The following is a 17079-nucleotide window of genomic DNA, read 5'->3' as shown; positions in this document are numbered from 1 at the left end:
GGCTGAGAGGGCCGGGTTGACCGGGCCGGATGACCTCGGAGTTGGCGGGATATGCGCCATTGCTGAGTCCAGTCGCGCGTGGTGCGCTTCGATGTCTCGTGCCTCGCCGGGCGGCCGGCCTCAGATAATCCAATGAATTCTAATACAACGGTGTATCTGAATACTCATCTGAATCACAGGAATCGTTCAGTGCTAGACTCGCGCTACTATCGCGCCGTCTCAATTTCTGTCCGATTTCTCCACGCCATGACGCGCCAACCCGCCAAGCGCACTCGACTCACCCGCGAGCAAAGCCGCGATCAGACGCGCGCACGCCTGCTCGATGCCGCCCAGGCCATGTTCATGCGCAAGGGTTTCGTGGGTGCGAGCGTGGAGGACATCGCTCAGACGGCAGGCTATACGCGCGGCGCGTTCTATTCGAACTTCCGCAGCAAGTCGGAGCTGCTGGTGGAATTGCTGCGGCGCGATCACGAGGCGATGCAGGCTGACCTGCGCGCGATTTTTGCCGGAAACATGTCGCGCGACGACATGGAAGCGCGCGTGATCCAGTACTACAGCCGCCTGCCGCAGGACAACAAGGCGTTCTTGCTGTGGGTCGAGGCCAAGTTGCTCGCGGCGCGCGATGCACGCTTTCGTACGCGCTTTAACGCCTTCATGAAGGACAAGCGCGATCAGCTGGCCGCCTATATCGAGGAATTTTCGGCGCGCGCGGGCACGCCGGTCACGCTTGCGCCCGAGTTGCTCGTGATCGGGCTGATCGGCTTGTGCGACGGCGTGCAATTTCTTGCCGCCGCCGATCCGCAGCACGTCACGCCGCCGGTTGTCACGGAGGTGCTTGGCCGCTTCTTTGCGCGCGTGGTGTTCGGGCGCGACGCCTGAGCCGTGCGCGCACCGAGCCTCAGATGCCGAGGCCAGGACCGTAGTTGCTGCCGATCAGGCGCGTGACCGAAGCCACGTCGCGATAATCCTGTTCGGGCAGGCCATCGAGGATTGCCAGCACCTCGTTGCTCGCGCCGGCGGCGCGGGCGGCTTCCACGAGTTCGTCCTTGTTGGAGGGCCAGCGCACTTCGCGCAGCACGTCGGTGAACTGGAGATCGATCGGCTCTTCGGGGATGGGTGTGGCGGACATCTGGCGGATCCTTTGTGGGGCAGGTGGGTCGAGGCGGGAAAGACGGGTGGCGTAGCGGATCAAGCATACCGAATCCTTGCCGGGCGCCGCTACTGGATGTGCACGGTGCGAGGCGCCGGCGCAGCCGGCCGCCGGCCACCCTGGCCAACAGCATGGTCACGCTCACACGTCACGGTGAACCGCCGCCCGCGCGGGCGCTGGTGTTCAGGTTTGCTGATGCAAGACCGGGATCACCGACTGATCCAGGCGGTGGGATTTCGGCAGGGTCAGGTATTTCCAGTGCTGAATGCCGATAGCGACCGGGATATCGGGCGCGGGCGGCGCCACGGGGGCGTCGTTCATCGGCGAGCGCACGAAGGGGGCCTGGACCGGGGCGCTTGCCCGGTCGACCTGGGCGTCCTGGGTGTGCACAGGTGCGGCAAAACACGAGGCAGACAACAGCACGGTGGTCATCAGTGTCGAGGTTTTCATCGCTCGACCTCCTTTCCTCATGCGGCCCAAGGGTCGCAGCAAGTACCGTGCCGCGACGATCCGGCTGACCGGGGCGGCAGGGCGGCCACGGTTCGGGGGCATGGCCTCGCGGCTGACCCGGGAAGAGCGGGGCGCGCCGCAGCGCGTGCAATGAGGCGGAGACGGCGGGCGGGAAATGATGCCCGCCAGGGCGCACGCGCAAGCGACGGTCCCATAATGGCAGCAAATGTGCCAGCGCGTCTCGAACGTGCGTGCTTTTTTGCGGGGCCGTCAGCGTTCAGGCGTCATGCGCTGGTACGCGTCGAGCAGCGAGGTCTTGTAGACCACCCCGGCCAGCGCAGGATGCTGCGCGCTTTCGATCACGGGCAGACGCTCGCCCTGGAAGGACATGAAGTGCTGCAATGCCACTGCGAGCGGCATGTCGGGCGTGAGCACGTCGAACGAGGCCCGCAGGTAGTCGCGCGCCCGCTTGTTCGAGGTGTCGTGCTTTTGCAGGAGGTCGTCGGTGATGTCGGCGAGCGCGACCGCGCCGAGGAAGCGGCTATCGTCGTCGGTTACGTAGAGATACTTCACCGGGTATTCGAGGAATACGCGCGTCATGTCCTGCACGGTGGCGTCGGCGCGCACCACAGTGTCGGCGGGGCGGATCAGCTCGCGCATCTGCGTGGCGCGCAGGCGCAGGCGCTCGGCTTCTTCGCGATTGCGGTGCAGCGTGATCTCGTACATCGACTTCTTGCCCGTCGCGCGCGCGACGAAGTACGCGACCACGCACGAAAGCATCAGCGGCAACACCACCTGATAGCTGAGCGTCATTTCGAAGATCATCAGGATCGCCATGAGCGGCGCCTGGGTCGCGCCCGCGAGGAATGCGCCCATGCCGACCATCGCGTATGCGTAGGGCGCCGAGATGCCATGCGGCCAGACCGCCTGCATCCCCTGACCGAACAGGCAGCCGATCACGGCGCCCATAAAGAGAGTCGGTGTGAACACGCCGCCCACCGCGCCCGAGCCCACGGTCGCGGCGGTCGCGACGAGCTTGAACACGAGCACCGTAGCGAGCGCGGTCCATGTCCACGGCGAATGCAGGAGCGAGTTCACGACGCTATAGCCGTTGCCCCAGACCTCGGGCGTCCAGATCGACAGCACGCCGCACACAAGGCCGCCCAGCGCGAGCTTCGCGGGCAGCGGCAGCTTCAGCCGGCCGAAGCCGACCTTCGTCAGGTCGAGCAGCGACAGGAAGCGCGGCGCGAGCGCCCCGCACAGCAAGCCGAGAGCGACGAACAGCAGCACCTCGACGCCCGTGACGGGCGGAAACACGGGCATCTCATACGGCGGCTTGTAGCCGGCGAACTCGCGCATCGTGATGTTTGCCACCACCGAGGCGACGACGATCGGCCCGAAACTTTCCATCACGATTGCACCAAGCACGATCTCGGTGACGAAAAAAGCGCCCGCGATCGGCGCGTTATAGGCCGAGGTGATACCGGCGGCCGCGCCGCACGCCACGAGCAGGCGCAGACGCTGCGGATCGAAGTGGACCCAGCGGCCGATCAGCGAGGCCGCGAGCGCGGCGAGTTGCACCATCGAGCCTTCGCGGCCGATCGAGCCGCCGCTCGCAATGGTGAAAAGCGACGAGACGCTGCGCCAGATGCTCTTGCCGACCGGCATCACGCCGTCGCCGATCGCCACGGCCTCTATGTAGTCGGTGTGCATCGGCTTGCCGCCGCCGGGCGCGCTGCTGCGCCTCGCGATCAGCAGGCAGCAACCCGCCACGAAACCGCCGGCGGCCGGCAGCCAGATGCGCGTGTGCCAGGGCAGGCGGCGCGCCATCGCCACGAAGCTGCCTTCGCTGCCCGTGAAGAGGATCTGCAGATGTGCGATGCCTTCGCGAAAGAGCACGGTTGCGAACGCACCCGCTATACCGACGATGACCGACCAGATCAGCATCGTGTGGGCGTCGGAGAGGCGAAAGAGATCGCGAGCGCGGGTGCGCAGTTTCAGCAGGAATGACAGCACGGCGGTTCGGTATTTTTCTGGTTAGTGGATGCCGCGCATTCAGCGCGCGGCGCGGTCGAGTTCAGGATAGTGACGGAAAATACCGGTCTCGTTGAACGGCAGCCGCCGTTGCGAGGCGAGATAGGCCGCGATGTTGGGGCGCGCGGCCACGGCGTCGTGCAGCGCGCTCACGTGCCGATAGTGGTCGGCCAGATGCTTCGTGGCTTTCGGAAACGCATAGCGCAGTCCGGCGACGATCTGGAACATCGACAGGTCCACATAGCTGAGCGCCTTGCCGACCATATGCTGCGGCCCGTCCGGGTTTTGCGCGAGCACGCGCTCGAAGTAGCCCAGGAATTTCGGCATGCGATGCGCGATGAAGTCTTTCGCGCGCGCCTTCGCCTCGTCCTTCTGGTCTTCGTAATACAGGCCGCTCGCGATGGGATGATGCGTGTCGTGCACCTCGGTCAAGAGATCGGCGATCGTAAGCTGCAAACCGTTCGCGACCAGGCGCAGCGCCTCGTCGCGCGGCGCGAGCTTCAGCTTCGGGCCGAGATAGAACAGGATATTCGCAACGTGTGGCACGATCAGATCGCCGTCCTTGAGAAACGGTGGCGCAAAGGGCGGATACGGACCGTCGCTGTCGAGGTGGGCCATCATCGCACCCATACCCTGGCCGTCCTCTTTCGCGCCGCGTACCACATCGACGTAGGGCGCGCGCGCTTCCTCGAGCGCGAGTCGCACGAATTCGCCCCGGCCTTGCAGGCCGTCCCAGTAATACAGTTCGTATGCCATCGGTCGTCTCCATCCGGACAAGGATTGCCTCGACGGCCGCCCGAACGGCGAGCGGCATGGGACGACAGTATCGCGCGCAATGGCACGTTGCGGCGCGCGGGCTGCGACTTCCCGTTGTGCTGCGCTTCGCGCACTTCGTCGTGCGCTTCTTCGTTCGCTTCGTTGTTCGCTTCTTGGTGTGGCTTTTTGCGTGGTTCTTTGTGCACTTCGTTGCGTACGGGCGCCATGCAATTTCCCGGCGCGAAAAACGCAAAAAGCCCCGCCAGGGGCGGGGCAAGCGCCCCGGCAAGCCGGTGCGCAGTCTCTCAAACGGTGGAAAGGCCCATCGCCGATGATCATCCGAATAGCCGCTCCACAGCCCAGGTAATCGCGAGGCCGCCGCCGACCAGCCAGACATAGATGATCAAGCCGGTGGTCAGGGCGCGCGGGCCGGCCTGGCGGATCTGCGAGAAGCGCGTCTCGATGCCAAGCGCCGTCATGGCCATGGTGAGCGCGAAGGTGTCGAGCAGGTTGAGCGTCTGGGTTGCCGAATCCGGCAGCACGTGGAGCGAGTTCACCACCACGAGTGCGAGAAAACCGAGCGCGAACCATGGCACCGCGAGCTTGCGCCCGCTTTGCTTGCCAACCGCCGCGCCGCGCGCCGAACGGTTCAGCCAGACGCCGAGCGCAAGCAGCACCGGCACGAGCAGCATCACGCGGGTCATCTTCACGATGGTGGCGATATGCGTGGCCTCGGGGCTCACGTTGCTCGCCGCGCCCACGACCTGCGCGACCTCATGGATCGTGCCGCCGAAGAAGAGCCCGGCGCCCATGGTATCGAGATGCAGCCAGCCGGCGCGATAGAGCAGAGGGTAGAGGAACATCGAAAGCGTGCCGAACAGCACGACGCTGCCCACGGCCATGGCGCTCTTGTGCGGCTTCGACTGCAGCGTGGATTCGAAGGCGAGCACCGCGGCTGCGCCGCAGATCGCGCTGCCGGCCGCGGTGAGGATAGCCGTGTCGCGGTCGAGCTTCATGAGCTTCATGCCGGCCCAGGTGCCGATCGCGAGCGTGCTCAAGACGATCACCGCCGATTCCACGAGGCCCGGCAGGCCCACCTGGGCGATTTCCTGAAGGCTCACGCGCAGCCCGAAGAACGCCACCGCGATGCGCAGCAGCTTGCGCGCCGAGAAGTTGACGCCGGCGGCCCAGCTTTCGGGCATGCCGTGGCGCAGCGCGTTGCCATAGAGCGCCCCGCCGACGATGCCGACGATCAGCGGGCTCAGGCCAAGACCCGCGATGGCGGGCAGCGCCGCGATGCGCGTGACGGCGGCGGCGAACAGCGCAACGAACAGCACGCCGTTGAGTTGGCCATAGAGTTGGCCGCGCGCGGCGGACGACGCAGAGGCAAGGGAAGTCGAGGGTGTGGACATGGTGTTTGGCAGCAAATGTGACTGACTAACGAATGCGCCAATCCTAAATTAGATATAAGGATATGAAAAATCGTCATTTGCGACGTAAAATATAAGTCAAACAGATAGTTAACTGCAATGACCCCGGAACAACTGATAACTTTCGCCGCCGTTGCCGAGCACCTGAACATCAGCCGTGCTGCGCTCGCGCTGCATTTGTCGCAGCCCGCGGTGTCGGGGCAATTGCGGCTGCTGCAGGAGGAGTTCGGCGAGCCGCTCTATTTGCGCGATGGGCGCGGCGTGCGCCTCACGCCCACCGGTGAGCAGCTCGCGGCCTATGCGGCTCGCCTGCGCGACACCTGGCGCGACGCGCTGGCGTTTCGCGACGCACTGCGCGGACTCGAGCGCGGCACGCTGCGCATCGGCGCGAGCACGACGCCCGCGAGCTATCGGCTGCCGTATCTGGTGGCGGCGTTTCATCGGCGCTACCCGGAAGTGAAGCTCGATACGGCGAGCGGCAACACGACCGACATCGTCGCGATGCTTGGCGAGCTCGATATCGCGCTGATCGAAGGGCCGGTGGGCGAGCAGTTGCCCGCCGATTGCGCCGTGCACCCATGGCTCGAGGATGAAATCGTCGCGATCGCGCCGCGCGGCCACGCGCTTGCCGCGCACGCCCAGACGGCGGGCGAGGAGCCGGCGCGCGAAAGCGCGGGTACGGCGCCGCTGCGCTGTGAGCTGGGCGCCTTCGCGGACCTGCCGCTCGTGTTGCGCGAGGACGGCTCGGGCGTGCGTCAGGTAGTGGAGCGCGCGTTCGCGCGCGCCGCCGTGCCGATGCGCGTCGCGCTGGAAATCGCCGGTGTGGAGGGCGTCAAGGAAGCGGTGCGGGCCGGCATGGGCATCGGTTTCGTCTCGGCCATGTCGATGCGGCATGAGGACGGCGCGCTCCAGCAGATCCGCATCCAGCCCGAGCCGCTGGCGCGGCGCTTTTCGATCATCGTGCCGCACGCGGGCGCGGCCTCTCGCGTTACCCAGCGCTTTCTCGAGCTATGCCTGCTCGACGCGCCGCTCGCGGAGGCAGGCGGCGCCAGGTTTCCGCCGTGATTTAGGGGATTTCCATAATGGCGCGGTGCGCTACGGCAGCGCACTATCCGCCCATCGATCAGTAGCAATCAGGCGCCCAGGCGCTTTTTTTCGGTACTGTTTTGGAACCGGTTCCAAAGGCCTCAGGGAGAGAGACCCGGCGGCAGGGCAACCGGACAAGCAATGGGAAGAAAACGATGGCGGAAGTAGCGATAGTGGCGAGCGCATTCGGCGCCGGATCGATCCGGCGCGACGGACATGCGGCGTGGTGCGGCGCAACCCGGCAGGCGGGCGCAAGGGCATTCGAGGTGCGGCGCGAACTGATGGACGACGCCGACGCCCAGCCGCAGGCGCTGCGCGCGCTCGGCATGGCGTTGGAGCGCGAGGGACTGTGGCCCGTGTGGTCGACGCCCGACACGCTGTATTGCGAGAACGGCACGCTCGACGAGGCCGCGCTGCGCGCCGCCGTTGCCTGCGGTCGCGCGCTGGGCGCGCGCATCGTCAAGCTGCAGCTCGGCGGTTTCGCGGGCGATGCGCAGGTCGCACGACTTGCGGGGGTGCTCGAAGCGCTTGGCCTCGCGACCTTGCAGGCAGGTGAGGCCACTCCGGCGCCGCGCGTTGTCGTCGAAAACGGCCAGCTCGAGCAGGGCGGCAGGCTTGCCCAGTTCGTCGGCCTCTTTGATGCGTTGCGCGGCGCCGGGCACGACAAGCTGATCGGCATGACCTTCGATATCGGCAACTGGCAATGGGCTGGCGAAGCACCGCTGACGGCTGCCGCCGCGCTCGCGCCGCACGTCGAGTACATCCATTGCAAGGCCGTGGAAGGCGCGGGTGCGCGCCGGTTCGCCTGCGCGCCGGCCACCGACGACGCGCTGTGCCGCGCAGCGCTCGCGTGTCTGCCGGCAGACGTGCCGCGCGGCATCGAGTTTCCGTTCGACGCCGCGCGCTTGAACGAGGACGCTGCGCGCTACGTGGCGTGGCTCGGCAACGCCTGACGTGTCACCTGCCGGGCGCTCCGACTCTCTGACAGCCCGGCCACCCGAGAATCTGTTTTTTTGAGGACTGCACTCCATGACGCACGCACTCGATGTCATCACCTACGGCGAGGCCATGGCGATGTTCGTGGCCGCCGAGACCGGCCCGCTCAGCGACGTCGCGCACTTCACGAAGCGCGCGGCGGGCGCGGAGCTCAACGTGGCGACGGGCCTTGCGCGCCTGGGCTTCAAGGTGGGCTGGATGAGCCGCGTGGGCGACGATTCGTTCGGCCGGTTCGTGCGCGGCGTGCTCGCGCAAGAAGGCATCGACGCGCAGGGCGTGCAAACCGATGCGCGCTATCCCACGGGCTTCCAGCTCAAGTCGAAGAACAACGACGGCAGCGATCCCACCGTCGAATACTTCCGTCGCGGCTCGGCGGCGAGCCACCTGTCGATCGACGATTTCAAGCGGGACTATGTGCTCGGCGCGCGCCATCTGCATTTGAGCGGCGTGGCGCCCGCGATCTCGGCTAGCTCGCGCGAACTCGCGTTCACGCTCGCCCGCGCGATGCGCGAGGCGGGGCGCACGATCAGCTTCGATCCGAATCTGCGCCCGACGCTGTGGGGCTCCGAAGCCGAGATGGTCACGACGCTCAACGCACTCGCGAGCTACGCCGACTGGGTGCTGCCCGGCCTGAACGAGGGGCGCATTCTCACGGGCTCCGACGATCCCGCGACGATCGCGCGCTTCTATCTCGAGCGCGGCGCGCGCGGCGTGATCGTCAAGCTCGGCGCCGAGGGCGCGTACTACGAGACGCGTGAAGGCGAGCGCGGCCCGGTGAGGGCGCAGCCGGTGGCGAACGTGGTCGACACGGTTGGCGCAGGCGACGGCTTCGCGGTGGGCGTGGTGAGCGCGCTGCTCGAAGGCCGCACGCTGCGCGAGGCCGTGACGCGAGGCAACCGCATCGGCGCGCTCGCCGTGCAGGTGAGCGGCGACTCGGAAGGGCTGCCCACGCGCGCGCAGCTCGATGCAATCGAAGCCCGGGACGCCGCCCCGGCGCCTGCAATCGCATAAACAAGCAATCGAACAATCGAGCAACAAGGCGCCGGTCCACGCCGGCGCCCGACACAGATACCCGATACCAACAGCCTTGCCTGCGACCCGCATAAGGCACCTTGAGACTGGAGACACAGATGACCTCAACTTCGCTCGCCCCGCGCCGCTGGTGGGCAATCATGCCGATCGTGTTCATCACGTACAGCCTGGCCTACCTCGACCGCGCCAACTACGGCTTCGCTTCGGCAGCCGGCATCAATCACGATCTGGGCATCAGCCCCGGGCTTTCGTCGCTGATCGGCGCGCTGTTCTTCCTCGGCTACTTCTTTTTCCAGTTGCCGGGCGCGGTCTATGCCGAACGCCGCAGCGTGCGCAAGCTCGTGTTCGTGAGTCTCATTCTTTGGGGCGGATGCGCGGCGCTCACCGGCGTCGTCACGAACATTCCTTCGTTGATGGCGATCCGCTTCGTGCTCGGCATCGTCGAAGCCGCAGTGATGCCAGCGATGCTGATTTACATCAGCAACTGGTTCACGAAGCGCGAGCGCTCGCGCGCCAACACCTTCCTGATTCTCGGTAATCCGGTCACGGTGCTGTGGATGTCGATCGTCTCGGGCTATCTCGTGCATGCGTACGGCTGGCGTCACATGTTCGTCGCCGAGGGCGTGCCCGCCGTGTTGTGGGCCGTGTGCTGGTGGCTGCTCGTGCGCGACAAGCCGGACCAGGTGAGCTGGCTTTCGAACGAGGACAAGCGTGCGATCGACGCGGCCCTGCGCGCCGAGCAGGCCGGCATCAAGCCGGTCAAGAACTACGCCGAAGCGTTCCGCTCGCCTGCCGTGATGCTGCTCTCGGCGCAGTACTTCTGCTGGAGCATCGGCGTGTACGGCTTCGTGCTGTGGCTGCCCTCGATCGTGAAGAACGGCTCGGCGCTCGGCATGGTCGAAACCGGCTGGCTCTCGGCGCTGCCGTATCTGGCTGCTACCATTGCGATGCTGGCCGCTTCGTGGGCCTCGGACAAGCTCGACAACCGGCGCGCGTTCGTCTGGCCGTTCCTGCTGGTCGGCGCGCTCGCGTTCGCGGCTTCGTACGTGCTCGGCACGACGCACTTCTGGGCCTCTTACGCGCTGCTGGTCGTGGCGGGCGCCGCAATGTACGCGCCGTACGGCCCGTTCTTCGCGATCGTGCCCGAGCTGCTGCCGAAGAACGTCGCGGGCGGCGCGATGGCGCTCATCAACAGCATGGGCGCGCTCGGTTCGTTCGTGGGCTCCTACGTAGTCGGTTACCTGAACGGCGCGACCGGTTCGCCCACGGCATCTTATGCGTTCATGAGCGCGGCGCTCGTGGTCTCGGTGATCCTCACGCTGCGCGCGGTGAAGCCGCGTCGCGACGGGACCCCTGCCTACGCCGCGCCGGCGCACGGCAAGTAATGGGCGGAACATCACGCTCGAGAAAATTTCACAGAACATCGCAGACAGCAATAGCCCACTCATGAAGCAAAAAATCGTTGCCTACAAAACTTTGCCAGAGGATGTGACCGGGTATCTGCGCGAGCATTTCGAGGTGATGTTCGTCGACGCGAAAGATCCGCAGGCGTTCGCGGCCGCGCTCAAGGACGCCGACGGCGCGATCGGCGCAAGCGTCAAGATTGCGCCCGCACTGCTCGAAGGCTCGCGCATCAAGGCGCTTTCGACCATCTCGGTCGGCTACGACCAGTTCGACGTGCCCGATCTCACGAAGCGTGGCATCGTGCTCGCACACACCCCCGACGTGCTGACCGAATCGACGGCCGACACGGTGTTTTCGCTGATCCTCGCGAGCGCGCGCCGCGTGGTCGAACTGGCCGACTGGGTCAAGGCGGGCCACTGGAAGGCGAGCATCGGCCCCGCGCAATTCGGCGTGGACGTGCAGGGCAAGACCATCGGCATCGTCGGGCTCGGGCGCATTGGCGGCGCGCTCGCGCGGCGCGCGGCGCTCGGCTTCAACATGAAGGTGCTCTATACGAATCGCAGCGCAAATGAAGCCGCCGAGCGCGACTACGGCGCGCGCCGCGTCGAGTTCGACGAACTGCTCGCCACGGCCGATTTCGTCTGCCTGCAGGTGCCGCTCACCGACGCTACGCGTCACATGATCGGCGCGAAGCAACTGCAAAAGATGAAGAAGAGCGCGATCTTGATCAACGCCTCGCGCGGCGCGACCGTCGACGAGAAGGCGCTGATTGCAGCGCTCGAAGCGGGCACGATCCACGGCGCGGGCCTCGACGTGTTCGAGCAGGAGCCGATCGATCCGGCCTCGCCGCTGCTGCGCATGCCCAATGTGGTGGCGCTGCCGCACATCGGCTCCGCCACGCACGAGACGCGCCACGCGATGGCGCGCTGCGCCGCCGAGAACCTCGTCGCGGCGCTCGCCGGCACGCTCGATCGCAACATCGTCAATCGCGAGGTGCTCGCGCGATGAGCAGCGGCAGCAGCGCAGACAACAGCACAGGCCGCACCACAGACAGCAGCGCAGGCGAGGCCGCGCTGCCGCGCCGCGCGACCATCAGCGATGTCGCCCGTGAGGCCGGCACCGGCAAGACCAGTATCTCGCGCTATCTGAACGGCGAGCTTGCGGCGCTTTCGCCGGACCTGCGCGCGCGCATCGAAGCCGCCATCGCGCGGCTCGACTATCGGCCCAACCAGATGGCGCGCGGGCTCAAGCGCGGGCGCAACCGGCTGCTCGGCCTGTTGCTCGCGGACCTGGCGAACCCGTACTCCGTCGAAGTGCTGCAAGGCGTGGAGGCCGCGTGCCACGCGCTCGGCTACATGCCGCTGATCTGCCACGCGGCGAACGAAGTCGAGATGGAGCGGCGCTATCTGCAACTGCTCACGACGTATCGCGTGGAAGGCGTGATCGTCAACGCGCTAGGCCTGCCCGAACCGATGCTCAAGCCGATGGCGAGCGGTGGCATTCCCGCCGTGCTGGTCGACCGCACCGTGGACGGTCTCGACGCCGACATGGTCGGGCTCGACAATGCGGCCGCCGCGCGTCTGGGCGTCGAGCATCTGCTCGCGCACGGCTACGACGACCTCGTGTTCGTCGTGCAGCCCTTCGAGCACGTAAGCTCGCGGCGCGAGCGCGAAGCGGCGTTTCAGGCATGCGCGCACGGCAAGCAAGGCGCACGCGAGGTGCGCGCGACCACGCACGTACTCGACCTGCGCGAGGAGGCAAGCGTCGACGCCGCGCTCGCTGCGCTCGACGCGCATATCGCCGACGCCGTGCGGCGTGGCGCGCGCTGTGCGTTGTTCGCGGCCAATGCGCCGGTCGCCTTGCGGCTCGCGCTGCATCTGAAGGCGCGTTTCGGCGCCCAATGGCAACAGCATGCGGCGCTGATCGCCATCGACGATCCCGAATGGGCCGAGCTGGCCGGCATCACCACGATCCGCCAGCCCACGCGCGCGATCGGCTACCGGGCCGTCGAATTCCTGCACGATCGCATCGAGGGCGTGGCGCTGGCCACGCGCGCGGCTGCGTTCCCGGGCGAGCTGATCGTGCGGGCCTCGACGCCGGGCTAGGCGCCCCCGGCCAGGCGCGCCGGCCAGGGCCTGCGCCCCCGGGGTTCCGCGAGCGCGCCGATATCTGCGATGATTCGGGCTGCGGCGCGCGCCTCGCGCGCCGGACGTCACAAGGAGCCCCATGCACGTCGATCCCGTCACGCTGGTCTGTCTGTCGCTAGCGACGCTATTCGTCGCCGTTCTGCCCATCTCGCTGTACCGCCGGCTGCGTGGCCCGTTCGCATTCGACTGGCGCGACACCATCGCCGGCATCGCGGTCTTCGCCCTGTTCGCGACGGTGATCGAGCGCGTGCTCAACGGCTACGTGCTGCATGGAAATCCCGTTACGGCGCAGCTGCTCGCCAATCCGCTCGCATTCGTGCTCTATGGCGCGCTCACAGCGGGCGTGTGCGAAGAAGCAGGGCGCTACATCGCGATGCGCCTGATCGCACGGCGCGCGGCGGGACAACCGGGCTCGCCCCGCGTGTTGGCCACGCCATCGGTCGACAGCACGGGGCTCGCTTATGGCATTGGCCATGGCGGCGCGGAAGCGTGGTTCGTCGGCGTGCTCGTGCAGTTGCAGTGGATTGTCTTCGCGGTGCTCGCCAACCGGGGCGAGCTCGAGGAACATCTGAGCAATCTCTCGATGGATGCCGTGCTGCGCGTGCATCTGATTCTCGGCACGCTTTCGCCGCTGGTGGCCGGCGTGTTCGCGCTCGAGCGCGTGGCCGCGTTCGTGTTCCAGATCGGACTTTCGGTGCTGATGTGGCGCGGCGTGCGCGCGGGGCGCAAGTCAATCCTGCCGATCGCGATCGCGCTGCACGCGTTGATCGATGTGCCCGCTGCGATGTTCCAGGCACGCCTCCTGCCGCTCGTTGCGGTGGATGCGCTCTATGCGGTCGTGGCGATCGCGGTGGCCGTCGTCCTCTTCAGAACATGCGTGCGAAACCGGCGTGCGCCGCGCCCGGCCTGACTCGACGCGCCTGTCGTTTAACGCTATTTCGTTGCGTACGCAACGCTCGATCAATTTCTCTTTGCCAGCAATGGAAGACTATCTGTTTGAATGCGCAAGCCCCGATTTCGAGGAGCTTGCGCGCGTGATCGCCGATCTGTTCCCCGAGCAAACGCGCTTTAGCGAGCAGCCCGCCGAAACCGGCGCGCCGCTGCTCGTCGTGCATTGGGTGGCGATGCGCATGGGCTCCGCCGCGCGCCGCATGACGCTCACGGTGGCCATCGCGCCGGCCGCGCTCGCGCGCTATCGGGCGCTGCCGCCACGCTTGCGCGGCCGCAGCTTCGCCGTCTTGCGCGCGTATGTGGAAGCCACGATCGGCTCGCTGGAGGACCAGCACGCGAAGGGCGAGGAGACGCCTCGCGACGTCACGCTCGATCTCGACGAAGAATTTGCCTGAAGCACCCGGCACCGCATGAGCGGTGCGCGAACGCGGGAGCGACACTCAATCGTCTCGATCGTCTCAATCGGCTAGCCGGTACACCTTCGCGTAGCGCTCGGCTTTCACCACGCCGTAGTCGCCGGGCGCATATTGCATGACCCAGTCGCCAGCCGCGCCAGCGAGGCGGTCGCCGCCTGCCGAGCGCACGATCGTGAACGGTTCATCCATGCGTTTGGCCAGCACGACAGTCGGCAGATTGCGATAGGCGCCGGGCGCGCCATGTGCGAGCGCGGCGTCGGCCGGCCGGTACTTCGGGTCGAAGCGTTCGCGCGAAACGACCCAGCGCTCGCCCGTCGCTCCCGTGATGATCGCGTCTCCCGGTGCGTAACGGTTCGGGCCTTCAAGGCTCATCAATTCGCCGGATGCGGCGGCGAATTCCACGGTGACGGTTTCTTCCTTGACCACGCGTTGCGCGGCGGGATCGGCGGCGAGGTCGAGTTGGGTCAGTTCGATCATGGTGCGGCTGCGGGTTTGTTACCTGTTACGAAAACGAAAACGGCGCAGCGCGCGGACCGGCCGATTGCTCGAACGGTTCGCGCGCTGCGCCGTGATATTACCCGAATGCGGGGCTAACTGATGCGCCTGCTTACTGTGCCGGCGTTGCTTCTGTGCCGCTTGCCGCCTCGGTGGCTGGCGCCTTCTTCGCGTGCGGCTTGCCCTTGTACTTCGCATGGCCCGTTTCCTGGCCGTGGCGGAAGGTGACGTCGGCCAGCTTCTTCTGCTCCGGCGAGAGGCTGTTGTAAAGCGGCTCGAACGCCGTGACGAGCTTTTGCATGTCCTCCGCGTGCGCCTGGGTGATTTGCGCGTACTGCTTCATGTCGTCGAGCGCGTTACGCTGCGCTTCGCCTTCCATGCGCTGCTTGTAGAGGCCCGCCATGGTCTGGCTGTTGCTGCGCATGACGTCGGCGAACGTCTTCCATTGCGACTCCTGAGCGCCCGTGATCTTCAGCGCGGAGTGCAGGTAGGCAACGCGCTCCTCCACGCGTTGCTGATGCTGTGCGGCGCGTGCGTCGGCGTTCGACGCCGCTGCGGCAGTCGCGGGCGCGGCGGACGAAGCGGCGGTCTGTGCGAACGCGCCGCTCATGGAGAGCGTGGCAGCAAGGATCACGAAAACTTTCTTCATTTTTGCTCCCTGGAACTTCAATTCGTGGAGGTTACGTAGCGGGGCGACGAGAGATCCATCGCCTACAGGCGGTATTAGTACCACGTTATCGTTTGAGCACGGCTGCTATGCGACAACTGCTTACAAACGAAACGCAGGAGAAACGCGCCGAAATACGCCGCAATACGGGGAATGCCGGGCGCCTGCGCAGGTTTGTGCACGGCTGGCCGCGCGCGATAATGATCCGGCATCGAAGCCGTGCATTCGACCATTCGCCACCTCATTCACCAACTCAGGAGCCCGCATCACGATGAGACCGCCGCGCCTCGACCAACTCGACGACCTCGACCGCAACCTCGTTGCGCTGCTGCAGGAGAACGCCCGCGAGAGCGTGGCGAATCTCGCGCGCCAGCTAGGCGTGGCGCGCACCACGGTGCTCGCGCGCATCGCGCGGCTCGAACGCTCCCAGGTCATCGCCGGGTACGGCGTGCGGCTGGGGCAGGACGTACTCGACGCGAGCCTGCAGGCGTGGGTCGGGCTCATCATCGCGCCGCGCAATGGCCCCGAGGTGCAACGGCGGCTTTCCAAAATGCCGGAAGTGCAACTGCTCTGCGCGGTGAGCGGCGAGTACGACTACGTGGCCTGGCTGCGCGCGGATTCCCCCGATCGCCTGAACGATTTGCTCGACCAGATCGGCGGCATGCAGGGCGTCGAGCGCACGACCACGTCGATCGTGCTCGCGCGCAAGATCGACCGCGGCACGGTGATGGGTTGAGAGCAGCGCGCCACTCTCGTTAAGGCTGTTTTTAGGGAGTTTCGTCGTTTTGACGAAATTCATCGTCAAAACGACCAAACCATCCGTCGAAGCGCATCATTTTGTGTCTAGGATCTGATTTCGCCCCTCCTTAGACTGTGTGTACCGGGTACAGCATGACCCGAACCACAGAAAACCCAAGGAGATAACGAATGAAAGTCGCGATTGCAGGCGCCGGCCTGATTGGCCACACCATTGCACACATGCTGCGCGCAACCGGGGACTACGAAGTTACGGCGCTCGACCGCGATGCCAAGGCGCTCGAAAAGCTAACCGCGCAGGGCATTCCCACCCTGCGCGTCGACTCCGGCGACGCCGCCGCGCTGCGCGGGGCGCTCGAAGGCTTCGACGTGCTCATCAACGCGCTGCCGTATTACCTTGCGGTGAATGTCGCGTCGGCGGCCAAGAGCGCGGGCGTTCACTACTTCGACCTCACCGAGGACGTGCGCGCAACGCACGCGATCCGCGCGCTGGCCGAAGGCGCCGATCACGCGTTCATGCCGCAATGCGGCCTGGCGCCTGGCTTCATCGGCCTCGCGGCGCACGCGCTCGCGAGCCGCTTCACCGAGATCCGCGAAGTGAAAATGCGCGTGGGCGCGCTGCCGCAGTTCCCCACCAACGCGCTCAAGTACAACCTCACCTGGAGCGTGGACGGCCTCATCAACGAGTACTGCCAGCCGTGCGAGGCGATCCACGAGGGTCGCACGCAGATGGTGCAGCCGCTCGAAGGCCACGAGCACTTCTCGCTCGACGGCGTGGAGTACGAGGCATTCAACACGTCGGGCGGCCTCGGCACGCTATGCGAGACGCTGGGCGGACGCGTCGAATCGCTCGACTACAAGTCGGTGCGCTATCCGGGCCACCGCGCGCTCATGCAGTTCCTGCTCGAAGACCTGCGCCTCTCGGGCGACCGCGACACGCTCAAGTCGATCATGCGCCGCGCGATTCCGTCCACCGAGCAGGACGTCGTGCTGATCTTCATTACCGTGACCGGCATGCGTAACGGCCAGCTCGTGCAGGAAGTCTTCACGCGCAAGATCTTCGCGAAGACGGTGTGCGGCGTGCCGATGAGCGCCATCGAAATCACCACGGCCGGCGCGATGTGCGCCGTGCTCGACCTGTTCCGCGAGAAGAAGCTGCCGCAAAAGGGCTTCGTGCGTCAGGAGCAGGTGTCGCTCGAGCAGTTCCTCTCGAACCGCTTCGGCAAGGTGTACGAAGGCGCGACGCTCGAAGCGCTGGCGCCGGCGCACGTCGACTGACGCACGCGAAGCACAAGCCGGCAGTAGCAGT

Annotated in this window: 19 protein-coding genes; 12 read left to right on the top strand and 7 right to left on the bottom strand. The window is 66.3% G+C overall.

The features are described from left to right. Positions 1-246: 246 nt before the first annotated feature. A complete protein-coding gene (locus PWP93_RS06010) occupies positions 247-879 on the top strand; it encodes a TetR/AcrR family transcriptional regulator (RefSeq protein WP_421043815.1) in 633 nt (210 codons plus the stop codon). A 19-nt stretch (positions 880-898) separates the two neighbouring features. Here PWP93_RS06010 and PWP93_RS06005 read toward each other — a convergent pair whose 3' ends face one another. From PWP93_RS06005 to PWP93_RS05990, 4 genes are all read right to left on the bottom strand, one after another. After that, positions 899-1129 (bottom strand): DUF2795 domain-containing protein, encoded by a 231-nt coding sequence (locus tag PWP93_RS06005; RefSeq protein ID WP_421023933.1) that lies wholly within the window; start codon positions 1127-1129, stop codon positions 899-901. A gap of 204 nt (positions 1130-1333) precedes the next feature. Continuing rightward, a complete protein-coding gene (locus PWP93_RS06000) occupies positions 1334-1600 on the bottom strand; it encodes a hypothetical protein (RefSeq protein ID WP_421023934.1) in 267 nt (88 codons plus the stop codon). A gap of 270 nt (positions 1601-1870) precedes the next feature. Continuing rightward, positions 1871-3616, bottom strand: a complete 1746-nt coding sequence (locus tag PWP93_RS05995; RefSeq protein ID WP_421043814.1) for a ClcB-like voltage-gated chloride channel protein — start codon at positions 3614-3616, stop codon at positions 1871-1873. Between the two features lie 39 nt (positions 3617-3655). Next, entirely contained in the window at positions 3656-4390 is a 735-nt protein-coding gene (locus tag PWP93_RS05990) for a glutathione S-transferase (protein ID WP_421043813.1), read from the bottom strand. 56 nt (positions 4391-4446) lie between these two features. On the opposite strand from PWP93_RS05990, the gene PWP93_RS05985 reads away from it, so the two are divergent. Continuing rightward, a complete protein-coding gene (locus tag PWP93_RS05985; protein ID WP_421043812.1) occupies positions 4447-4725 on the top strand; it encodes a hypothetical protein in 279 nt (92 codons plus the stop codon). On the opposite strand, the gene PWP93_RS05980 is transcribed toward PWP93_RS05985, so the two are convergent. Next, on the bottom strand, positions 4726-5802 hold the full coding sequence (locus PWP93_RS05980; protein ID WP_421043811.1) for a YeiH family protein: 1077 nt from the start codon (positions 5800-5802) through the stop codon (positions 4726-4728). It lies immediately after the preceding gene. Between the two features lie 117 nt (positions 5803-5919). Between PWP93_RS05980 and PWP93_RS05975 the strand changes: the two genes are divergently transcribed. From PWP93_RS05975 to PWP93_RS05940, 8 genes are all read left to right on the top strand, one after another. Beyond that, positions 5920-6885 carry a LysR family transcriptional regulator gene (locus PWP93_RS05975; RefSeq protein ID WP_421043810.1) on the top strand — a complete coding sequence of 322 codons (966 nt, stop codon included), beginning with the start codon at positions 5920-5922 and terminating at the stop codon, positions 6883-6885. Between the two features lie 176 nt (positions 6886-7061). After that, positions 7062-7859 carry a sugar phosphate isomerase/epimerase gene (locus tag PWP93_RS05970; protein WP_421043809.1) on the top strand — a complete coding sequence of 266 codons (798 nt, stop codon included), beginning with the start codon at positions 7062-7064 and terminating at the stop codon, positions 7857-7859. A 76-nt stretch (positions 7860-7935) separates the two neighbouring features. Then, positions 7936-8913: a sugar kinase gene (locus PWP93_RS05965; RefSeq protein ID WP_421043808.1), complete on the top strand. Its 978-nt coding sequence runs from the start codon at positions 7936-7938 to the stop codon at positions 8911-8913. A 119-nt stretch (positions 8914-9032) separates the two neighbouring features. Then, positions 9033-10319, top strand: a complete 1287-nt coding sequence (locus PWP93_RS05960) for an MFS transporter (protein WP_421043807.1) — start codon at positions 9033-9035, stop codon at positions 10317-10319. A 61-nt stretch (positions 10320-10380) separates the two neighbouring features. Next, positions 10381-11346, top strand: coding sequence for a 2-hydroxyacid dehydrogenase (locus tag PWP93_RS05955; RefSeq protein WP_421043806.1), 966 nt, complete (start codon positions 10381-10383; stop codon positions 11344-11346). After that, positions 11343-12443 (top strand): substrate-binding domain-containing protein, encoded by a 1101-nt coding sequence (locus PWP93_RS05950; protein ID WP_421043805.1) that lies wholly within the window; start codon positions 11343-11345, stop codon positions 12441-12443. Before PWP93_RS05955 ends, PWP93_RS05950 begins: the two co-directional genes overlap by 4 nt. 121 nt (positions 12444-12564) lie before the next feature. Further along, complete coding sequence (locus PWP93_RS05945) at positions 12565-13395, top strand: YhfC family intramembrane metalloprotease (RefSeq protein WP_421043804.1); 831 nt, start codon at positions 12565-12567, stop codon at positions 13393-13395. Between the two features lie 70 nt (positions 13396-13465). Beyond that, the gene (locus PWP93_RS05940) at positions 13466-13831 is read left to right on the top strand and encodes a DUF3022 domain-containing protein (protein WP_421045017.1); all 366 of its coding nucleotides are present in this window, start codon (positions 13466-13468) and stop codon (positions 13829-13831) included. A 63-nt stretch (positions 13832-13894) separates the two neighbouring features. On the opposite strand, the gene PWP93_RS05935 is transcribed toward PWP93_RS05940, so the two are convergent. Further along, a complete protein-coding gene (locus tag PWP93_RS05935; RefSeq protein WP_421043803.1) occupies positions 13895-14329 on the bottom strand; it encodes a PGDYG domain-containing protein in 435 nt (144 codons plus the stop codon). 130 nt (positions 14330-14459) lie between these two features. After that, positions 14460-14996 carry a Spy/CpxP family protein refolding chaperone gene (locus tag PWP93_RS05930; RefSeq protein ID WP_421043802.1) on the bottom strand — a complete coding sequence of 179 codons (537 nt, stop codon included), beginning with the start codon at positions 14994-14996 and terminating at the stop codon, positions 14460-14462. 289 nt (positions 14997-15285) lie between these two features. On the opposite strand from PWP93_RS05930, the gene PWP93_RS05925 reads away from it, so the two are divergent. Continuing rightward, the gene (locus PWP93_RS05925) at positions 15286-15750 is read left to right on the top strand and encodes an Lrp/AsnC family transcriptional regulator (protein WP_421023948.1); all 465 of its coding nucleotides are present in this window, start codon (positions 15286-15288) and stop codon (positions 15748-15750) included. 191 nt (positions 15751-15941) lie between these two features. Then, positions 15942-17048, top strand: coding sequence for a saccharopine dehydrogenase C-terminal domain-containing protein (locus tag PWP93_RS05920; protein ID WP_421043801.1), 1107 nt, complete (start codon positions 15942-15944; stop codon positions 17046-17048). Positions 17049-17079: the final 31 nt, after the last annotated feature.

The sequence above is a fragment of the Paraburkholderia sp. A1RI-2L genome, from assembly GCF_048957375.1.
In the GTDB taxonomy this organism is placed as follows: domain Bacteria; phylum Pseudomonadota; class Gammaproteobacteria; order Burkholderiales; family Burkholderiaceae; genus Paraburkholderia.
The sequence above is the reverse complement of the archived record's forward strand: the minus strand, read 5'-3'. Positions and strand labels throughout refer to the sequence as shown.

Coding starts and splice junctions, on each gene's coding strand:
- PWP93_RS06010 (WP_421043815.1), top strand. CDS start 247: ATGACGCGCCAACCCGCCAAGCGCACTCGACTCACCCGCGAGCAAAGC.
- PWP93_RS06005 (WP_421023933.1), bottom strand. CDS start 1,129: ATGTCCGCCACACCCATCCCCGAAGAGCCGATCGATCTCCAGTTCACC.
- PWP93_RS06000 (WP_421023934.1), bottom strand. CDS start 1,600: ATGAAAACCTCGACACTGATGACCACCGTGCTGTTGTCTGCCTCGTGT.
- PWP93_RS05990 (WP_421043813.1), bottom strand. CDS start 4,390: ATGGCATACGAACTGTATTACTGGGACGGCCTGCAAGGCCGGGGCGAA.
- PWP93_RS05985 (WP_421043812.1), top strand. CDS start 4,447: ATGGGACGACAGTATCGCGCGCAATGGCACGTTGCGGCGCGCGGGCTG.
- PWP93_RS05980 (WP_421043811.1), bottom strand. CDS start 5,802: ATGTCCACACCCTCGACTTCCCTTGCCTCTGCGTCGTCCGCCGCGCGC.
- PWP93_RS05975 (WP_421043810.1), top strand. CDS start 5,920: ATGACCCCGGAACAACTGATAACTTTCGCCGCCGTTGCCGAGCACCTG.
- PWP93_RS05970 (WP_421043809.1), top strand. CDS start 7,062: ATGGCGGAAGTAGCGATAGTGGCGAGCGCATTCGGCGCCGGATCGATC.
- PWP93_RS05965 (WP_421043808.1), top strand. CDS start 7,936: ATGACGCACGCACTCGATGTCATCACCTACGGCGAGGCCATGGCGATG.
- PWP93_RS05960 (WP_421043807.1), top strand. CDS start 9,033: ATGACCTCAACTTCGCTCGCCCCGCGCCGCTGGTGGGCAATCATGCCG.
- PWP93_RS05955 (WP_421043806.1), top strand. CDS start 10,381: ATGAAGCAAAAAATCGTTGCCTACAAAACTTTGCCAGAGGATGTGACC.
- PWP93_RS05950 (WP_421043805.1), top strand. CDS start 11,343: ATGAGCAGCGGCAGCAGCGCAGACAACAGCACAGGCCGCACCACAGAC.
- PWP93_RS05945 (WP_421043804.1), top strand. CDS start 12,565: ATGCACGTCGATCCCGTCACGCTGGTCTGTCTGTCGCTAGCGACGCTA.
- PWP93_RS05940 (WP_421045017.1), top strand. CDS start 13,466: ATGGAAGACTATCTGTTTGAATGCGCAAGCCCCGATTTCGAGGAGCTT.
- PWP93_RS05935 (WP_421043803.1), bottom strand. CDS start 14,329: ATGATCGAACTGACCCAACTCGACCTCGCCGCCGATCCCGCCGCGCAA.
- PWP93_RS05930 (WP_421043802.1), bottom strand. CDS start 14,996: ATGAAGAAAGTTTTCGTGATCCTTGCTGCCACGCTCTCCATGAGCGGC.
- PWP93_RS05925 (WP_421023948.1), top strand. CDS start 15,286: ATGAGACCGCCGCGCCTCGACCAACTCGACGACCTCGACCGCAACCTC.
- PWP93_RS05920 (WP_421043801.1), top strand. CDS start 15,942: ATGAAAGTCGCGATTGCAGGCGCCGGCCTGATTGGCCACACCATTGCA.